At 53.8% G+C, this 2,614-nt stretch carries 3 protein-coding genes and 1 pseudogene; all 4 read left to right on the top strand.

The window, feature by feature from the left end; all coding sequences use genetic code 11:
* Positions 1-25: 25 nt before the first annotated feature.
* A complete protein-coding gene (gene cutA, locus HMPREF1051_RS09070) occupies positions 26-346 on the top strand; it encodes a divalent-cation tolerance protein CutA (protein WP_036492737.1) in 321 nt (106 codons plus the stop codon).
* A 237-nt stretch (positions 347-583) separates the two neighbouring features.
* Positions 584-967 (top strand): aspartate 1-decarboxylase, encoded by a 384-nt coding sequence (gene panD, locus HMPREF1051_RS09065; protein ID WP_003767516.1) that lies wholly within the window; start codon positions 584-586, stop codon positions 965-967.
* An 87-nt stretch (positions 968-1,054) separates the two neighbouring features.
* On the top strand, positions 1,055-1,897 hold the full coding sequence (gene kdsA / locus HMPREF1051_RS09060) for a 3-deoxy-8-phosphooctulonate synthase (protein ID WP_003767526.1): 843 nt from the start codon (positions 1,055-1,057) through the stop codon (positions 1,895-1,897).
* Between the two features lie 320 nt (positions 1,898-2,217).
* Positions 2,218-2,614, top strand: a pseudogene (locus HMPREF1051_RS09055) (hypothetical protein); the annotation flags it as partial.

Genomic DNA, 2,614 nt, shown 5'->3' with positions numbered 1-2,614 from the left:
TTTAAAAACCAATAGGTCGTCTGAAATGTCCGCATTCAAACCCGTCATCGTTACCACCACCGCCCCGACCCGCGAAGAAGCCGAAAAAATCGGCAACCTGCTTTTAGAAAAGCAACTCGCCGCCTGCGTGCAATACGAAGCCATCACCAGCCAATACCTTTGGAACGGCGAAATCTGCCGCGACGACGAAATCCGCATCACCATCAAAACCTCGCGCCACTGCTACCGCGAAATCCAAAAAACCATCATCGCCAACCACAGCTACGAATGCCCGCAAATCCTGATGCAAAACGTATCGCGCGGATACGCCCCCTATTTGCGCTGGCTGAAGCAGAGTTTAGGTTGATAAAACAGCCGCACCGTCTGAAAAACGCACAAGCATCATTATGAATTTACAGGGAAGTCCACTATAATGACGGCTTTTGATTTTCAGACGACCTTATAGTGGATTAACTTTAAACCAGTACGGCGTTGCCTCGCCTTGCCGTACTATCTGTACTGTCTGCGGCTTCGTCGCCTTGTCCTGATTTAAATTTAATCCACTATACGTCTGCACCCGCAATCCCAAACCAAAAGGAAACCCATGTTCCGCACCATGCTCGGCGGCAAGATACACCGCGCCACCGTTACCGAAGCCGACCTCAACTACGTCGGCAGCATCACCATAGACCAAGACCTGCTCGACGCCGCAGGCATCCTCGTCAACGAAAAAGTCGCCATCGTCAACAACAACAACGGCGAACGCTTCGAAACCTACACCATCCCCGGCGAACGCGGCAGCGGCGTCGTCTGCCTCAACGGTGCCGCCGCACGGCTCGTCCAAAAAGGCGACATCGTCATCATCATGTCCTACGTCATGCTGTCCGAACCCGAAATCGCCGCGCACGAACCCAAAGTCGTCCTCGTGGACGAACACAACAAAATCCGCGACATCCTCTCCTACGAGCCGCCGCACACCGTCCTATAAAACACAAAGGTCGTCTGAAACCGCAAAATCCGCTTTCAGACGACCTTTCAGCCATTTTCAGACGACCTTCGAGAAAGCCCCATCATCATGAACATCCGCATCAACAACCTTACCGTCGGCAACGACCTCCCCTTTACCCTGTTCGGCGGCATCAACGTCTTAGAAGACCTCGACTCCACCCTCAAAGCCTGCGAACAATACGTCAAAGTGACCGACAAACTCGGCATCCCCTACGTCTTCAAAGCCTCCTTCGACAAAGCCAACCGCTCTTCCATCCACTCCTTCCGCGGCGTCGGCTTGGACGAAGGCATGAAAATCTTCCAAGCCGTCAAACGCGAATTTGACGTACCCGTCATCACCGACGTCCACGAACCCTACCAATGCGCCCCCGTCGCCGAAGTCTGCGACGTCATCCAACTGCCCGCCTTCCTCGCCCGCCAAACCGACCTCGTCGTCGCCATGGCAAAAACCGGCAACGTCATCAATATCAAAAAACCACAGTTCCTCAGCCCCTCGCAGATGAAAAACATCGTCGAAAAATTCCAAGAAGCAGGCAACGGACAAATCATACTGTGCGAACGCGGTGCCAACTTCGGCTACGACAACCTCGTCGTCGATATGCTCGGCTTCGGCGTCATGAAGCAAACCTGCGGCGGCCTGCCCGTCATCTTCGACGTCACCCACTCCCTGCAAACCCGCGAATCCGGTGCCGCCGCATCCGGCGGACGGCGCGCGCAAGTGCTGGACTTGGCGCTCGCCGGCATGGCAACCCGCCTCGCAGGCCTCTTCCTCGAATCACACCCCAACCCCGACCAAGCCAAATGCGACGGCCCCAGCGCCCTGCCGCTCGCCCAGCTGGAAGACTTCCTGACCCGCGTCAAAGCCGTGGACGAAACCGTCAAATCCTTCGCGCCTATGGACATCCGTTAATGCGGCATGGCAAACGAAAGGTCGTCTGAAAATTGAATCGTCGGTTTACCTTGTGTAAACTGACGGTCAGGCAATTTTGTATTTCAATCGATTTTTCGATATATAGTGGATTAAATTTAAATCAGGACAAGGCGACGAAGCCGCAGACAGTACAGATAGTACGGCAAGGCGAGGCAACGCCGTACTGGTTTAAAGTTAATCCACTATAAAATAGTAAATACACAAACCATCAACATTGTGGGCAAACGCGAAAGCCCAAAAAACGGATTCGCCGCCTGCGCCCGATTCTTCAACTGCTCATTACATATAAGGAAAACAATATGAAAACATGGAAAACCCTACTTGGCGCCGCCGCGTTCACCTTGACCCTGACTTCTGCCGCCGTGGCGGAGACGGCTTATGTACCGGGTCTGCACGTTACCGAACCCAACCAGCTCGTTACCGCCAAAAAAGTCAAACGCAAAGACTTGTTCGGCATGTGGGGCAACACCAGTAAAAACGCTGACGGCTCCCTGCTCAACGCCAGCCTGATGCGCCCCGACGGTACCGGCCGCGACCTGATCCATTTCCAAGCAAATTCCGGCGATACGACCACCATTACCCAAGACTTCAAATGGAAATTCAGCCGTTGGAGACAAGAATTCCGTCAAACCATAACCAACTACACCGTCAGCCACAACGATGGCGCGCCCGAACAAAAACCTGACGAAATCGGCA

The sequence above is a fragment of the Neisseria sicca VK64 genome (assembly GCF_000260655.1).
Taxonomy (GTDB): domain Bacteria; phylum Pseudomonadota; class Gammaproteobacteria; order Burkholderiales; family Neisseriaceae; genus Neisseria; species Neisseria sicca_B.
Note: the sequence above shows the minus strand (reverse complement) of the source record. Positions and strands in the feature narration are given on the sequence as shown.